This window comes from Aneurinibacillus sp. UBA3580, from assembly GCF_002375825.1.
Taxonomy (GTDB): domain Bacteria; phylum Bacillota; class Bacilli; order Aneurinibacillales; family Aneurinibacillaceae; genus Aneurinibacillus; species Aneurinibacillus danicus.
This window is the reverse complement of the sequence record NZ_DFMZ01000001.1, coordinates 1-4499: the sequence shown is the minus strand read 5'-3', so window position 1 is coordinate 4499 and position 4499 is coordinate 1. Positions and strand designations below refer to the sequence as shown.

Here is a 4499-nt window from a genome sequence, read left to right as displayed (position 1 = left end):
GTACCACAAAAGTCAGCCGCCTTCCCATCATTTTCATGACAGGGCTTGTGGCTAATTGGCCATGGTGGCTTTATCAGTGGAAGGCTCCGGCTTTTTGCCGGGAGGTGTTTCCTGATTCCCTTCCTGCGGCTTTTCTTCCTGTTTCTTCAATGGAGGGCGAACGAAATTCTGTTTGTTCTGTTCGCGCTCTTCCTTGTATTTTTCGTTCCGCTCTTTCTCTTCTTTTTTAATGACGCGTCCACCCTGCTGGGCCTGCTGCTGTTGTCCGTATCCCGAATTGTATTTCTTATCTTCTTCGGTCCGTTCCTTCTCTTTTTGCGCTTGCACACCCGCCTTATACTTCGTTTCTTCGACAATGAGCTTCGGAACGTTTCTCCACTTATCCTTCTGCTCCTGTGCCGTCAGCTTCGGAGCATGTTTAACCGGAGGATCTGTTCTGCGCTCGGTATGAACGGCTGCTGTTTGCTTTTTCTGTAGTTCCGGTTTCTTTTGTGGCGCTGTCCCCTGTTTTACCGGTTTTGCGGCAGTTTGAGCCTGTACAGGAATCGCTTGCTTCGGTTTAACCGGCTGCCCTTTCTTTAAGGCAGAAGGAACATTTGAATACTGAACGACGTTTGGAATGTTTTTAAAACCTCCTATTGCGGAAGAAACATCGCTAATACTCAAGCTGCGGATTTTATCTTCACTGACATCCTTATGGATGCGTTTCAAGGAATCGTACAGTGCGTAGCGTCCGGCAGATACGCCGAAGTCCTGAGCCTGTTTGCGTATCTCCTTTGTGCTCTCCATCATGGTAATGGTCAACTCATCCTGGCTGCCTGCGGTGAGATTCGGGATTTCCTTCTTCATAATCTGCAGCAGCTCTTGTGATGCACTCGGATCTTTTAAACCAACGGGTACAATCAACACATCGTGATTGGTTTTAAGAAATCCGTGCTGACGGGCTTCAGAGAGGATATTCTTCGTTACTTCCACCATCGTACGATCCTTCCATTCAACGTCTGAAAGCATCCGTTCCGCATCCTCGTTCAGCGCCTGCACGTCCGTCACTTCGTATTTCTCGTCCACTTCAAGTTCGAAGCTTGGATTAATATCGATAGAAACCGCGGCGTAAGCGGAGGCGAACACCATGTTCCACAACGGCAGTGCAGTAATCAGCAAAAGCAGACAGGCTGCCGCTATATATGTCCAATGTTTCCAGCCTTGCCGCTTACTCCGGATTGCAGTGCTTGTCTCAACCGTATGCGTAAATTCAATTTCATCGCCTTCCATAAGCGGCCCGTCATCAACAGGCGGAACTCTACAAAACTCCCCGTCGGATGTCATTACAATAAGATATTGTCCCCGTATCTCCAGTACGATGCCCTTCTTCTTCACTTGCAGGCTCCTCCTTTCCTTCTGCTTCATCTATCTGAATGTAGGAGCGTAAGTACTGATAGTTCTCGATAAAGATAAGTGTAATCGCCACAATATAGTTTCGATTTCTTTCCACTGTTTTACGGGAAAAGGAAATAAACTGAAGAAGGTATTTAACTGGAATTTTCTTCTTCATAAGAAACGACTCCCGCAATTTCTCGTTATCTGCAATCATCCGGGCAATGCGAATCATATTATTTCGGGCATCTGCATGCCGGGGCGTATATTCAGGGAGATCTTCCAATACAATATCAAATTCACGGAGGCGTTCACGGTAGTGCAGGATTTCTTCCCGCCGCATGTCCGCTTCACGTTCCGCCTGGTATTGTTCAACCGCTACCTGCACATCCCAAACATTGTATTCAGGTGATTCGGGATCCGCAGCTTCGTCAAAAGAAACGAACGAGGCACGCTGTTTATTCTTACGAATGTAATCTATGACACGCCTGCGTATCACAAGATCCGCGAACGACAAAAAGTTGCCGCCCTTCTCGCTGGAATACTGTGATATCGCTTCGTTAAATGCTTCTAGTCCAACACTGAATTCTTCATCATGGCTCTGGTGAATATATCGTTTGCACACTTTTGAAACGACCGTTCCGATGAACGGCCGATACTGCTGAAGCAATTCGTTGCGCAACTCGTCTTCGCCCTGGTGGATTCTCTCAACTGTTTGATGAAGGTGCTCAGTCTCTTCGTTCTCCTGTAGATGTTTCTCTTTTCGGCGCCATTTTCCCAGGAAAAGTGTGAGTAACAAGGATGTTCACCTCGCTTTATACTTATTCGCGCATTTCATTTCTTTTTAGGGGGGAAATCACGCGTTTTTGCCGCGAAAATCATGAGAAAAGAAAGAAGATCCGGGGAAGAAAAAGACCTTCACCTTTTTCTACATTAAAATCCTCTCCTCATTATAACGGTAAAAACAAAAGAAAAGTCGCCTTTCTTTCTCTATTAACCACAAGAGATATTTCGGCGACTCATCATAAAACAGCTTTCTTTATTTTTCAAGCCCCTGATAGGGGTTACGGCAAAGTTTTATTACTCTGGGCTTCCCAGCGGCTCAAGCGCTGGCTTAGCTTATTTAATCTCCGCTTCAACTCATTGCTCCACGCCTCATCCTCCAACTGCTTGGCAATGGACATTAAGTCCAGCGCATTGTCAATTTGGGTACGGAGAATATATGAAATGTTTCCATTATCAATGGAAACGCAGTTCTCAAATATTCTATCAACGTGCTCCCCTGTTACGTATTCACGAAAATCAACCTCGGGAGCTAAATCAGCTTGCGCGTACTCTGACAATATGTCATACTCTTCCTCAATCCCTGGATGAACATCAATACGATTACACACAGGGCAGTAAAGAATGGGGACATTGTGGATTTGCGTTCTGAAGTGACGCAAACTGCCGAGCGCGCCGATCATACTGGCTCCGCAGCAAAAACTCATCCGGACTCCTCCTTTATCTATACAGCTACGCTACAAAAACATCTATTTCCTATTTTAGCGATAGACTTTCTATTTGCCTACATGTAAATCGCTGGAATTTTCTATAAGCTTCTCTATGATAATTTCTCTACTACCTTTTTGGTTTTTGCATTGACTTTCTATTTATTCTACCACACATAAAGAGTCAAGCGCAGAATTTGGTGTTAAACCCAATTTTTTATTTTCATCCGCCTTTACCTTAAACACAAAAAAAGAAGCGGGTTTCCCCGCCTCTAGCACCAGCCCCAATCGCAATCTTCAACATAGCTGGATGGATGAACGATGTCGGCCGAATCAATGCGAAAAATTCGCTGCTGATCCACCGCGTATCCGGCATTCATCGTGCAGGAGGCCGCATCAAAGGGGACGTGGCCAATCTCCTGCCCATTCAACGTCAGGACAATACAATCTTCCGTCACTTCACCACGCACTTTGTTTGTGATATCAATCCGATTTACATCAGGTTGCTGTGACATGAAAATCCCTCCGATACAAAAAGATAATCATAGTATGCCGGTTTACACGGTTTTTTACTCGCTTTCCACCACAAAAAAAGCAGCTTCAAACATAGGAAGCCACTTTTTTGAGTTTCTATTCCTTTACCATCTCTTCATAAGCGGAAGCATCCATCAACTTGCCTATTTCGCTTTCATCCGCGATTTCTACCACGATCATCCACGCTTTCTCATACGGAGACTCATTCACCAGCTCCGGTGAATCTTCCAGGTCGCCATTCACTTCCACTACTTTGCCGCTAACCGGCGCGTACAGCTCCGATACCGTCTTTACGGATTCCACACTACCGAACGGTTCATCTTGCTTTATTTCGTCACCTACGGACGGGAGTTCTACAAACACGATATCGCCCAGCTCAGACTGTGCAAAGTCGGTAATTCCGATGTATGCTTTCTTTCCTTCCAGACGTACCCATTCGTGTTCTTTGCTGTATTTCAGATTGGTTGGCAAATTCATTGTTCCGATTCCTCCTTCTGTCCTGTCCGGACTATTGTTCAGCTTCTCCTGTCGTCAATACACGATCCAGGCGCTTCTCAAGCATCTTCAACCCTTTTTCACCGGCCTGATAATGCCGAAGCTTCTGCTCCTTGTCAAAGACATAGTAAGCGGGAACATACTGATTCTCATAGGCATCCACCAGCTTATAGCTGTTATCGATGGCAACAGGATGAATTAATTCATACTGCTGAATCGCTTCTTTTACCGGTCCGGTTTCCATATCTTTCTCCGAACGCGGCATATGGACGCTGATAACCCGCAGACCCTGATCTTTGTAACGATCACGCCAATCGTTCAGCTGCGGCAGCGTCTCCTTGCAGGTATGGCAGCTGATTGACCAGTAATGGACAAGCGTGGGTGAGCCTTTCAGCTCTTCTTTTGTCACTTCTCCGTTCACCCACTCCGTCACCCCGGTAAACTCCGGCATTTCTTCACGCAATTTCATGAAAACGCCTCCTTAAAATAAAGCGAATCGGCTTTTCTTCCACTTCTTATTATAGGAAATAGATCGATGAAGTATGCGTGAAAGCAGTACACAGCGCAAAAAAGGATGTTAAATTAAGAAAAACTCGCGGGCGTTGC

The 4499-nt window shown here is 45.8% G+C and carries 6 protein-coding genes; all 6 read right to left on the bottom strand.

Translation table 11 applies throughout. The features are described 5' to 3' along the window. Positions 1 to 51: 51 nt before the first annotated feature. Positions 52 to 1377 carry an anti-sigma factor domain-containing protein gene (locus B2899_RS00030; protein WP_286883110.1) on the bottom strand — a complete coding sequence of 442 codons (1326 nt, stop codon included), beginning with the start codon at positions 1375 to 1377 and terminating at the stop codon, positions 52 to 54. Further along, positions 1301 to 2173, bottom strand: coding sequence for an RNA polymerase sigma-I factor (sigI, locus tag B2899_RS00025; RefSeq protein ID WP_286883107.1), 873 nt, complete (start codon positions 2171 to 2173; stop codon positions 1301 to 1303). Before sigI ends, B2899_RS00030 begins: the two co-directional genes overlap by 77 nt. 265 nt (positions 2174 to 2438) lie before the next feature. After that, positions 2439 to 2864, bottom strand: a complete 426-nt coding sequence (locus B2899_RS00020) for a hypothetical protein (protein WP_286883105.1) — start codon at positions 2862 to 2864, stop codon at positions 2439 to 2441. A 272-nt stretch (positions 2865 to 3136) separates the two neighbouring features. Further along, a complete protein-coding gene (locus B2899_RS00015; RefSeq protein ID WP_146808652.1) occupies positions 3137 to 3379 on the bottom strand; it encodes a DUF2553 family protein in 243 nt (80 codons plus the stop codon). A 115-nt stretch (positions 3380 to 3494) separates the two neighbouring features. Beyond that, on the bottom strand, positions 3495 to 3875 hold the full coding sequence (gcvH, locus tag B2899_RS00010) for a glycine cleavage system protein GcvH (RefSeq protein ID WP_146808653.1): 381 nt from the start codon (positions 3873 to 3875) through the stop codon (positions 3495 to 3497). Positions 3876 to 3906: 31 nt separating this feature from the next. After that, positions 3907 to 4362: a redoxin domain-containing protein gene (locus B2899_RS00005; protein WP_286883099.1), complete on the bottom strand. Its 456-nt coding sequence runs from the start codon at positions 4360 to 4362 to the stop codon at positions 3907 to 3909. Positions 4363 to 4499: the final 137 nt, after the last annotated feature.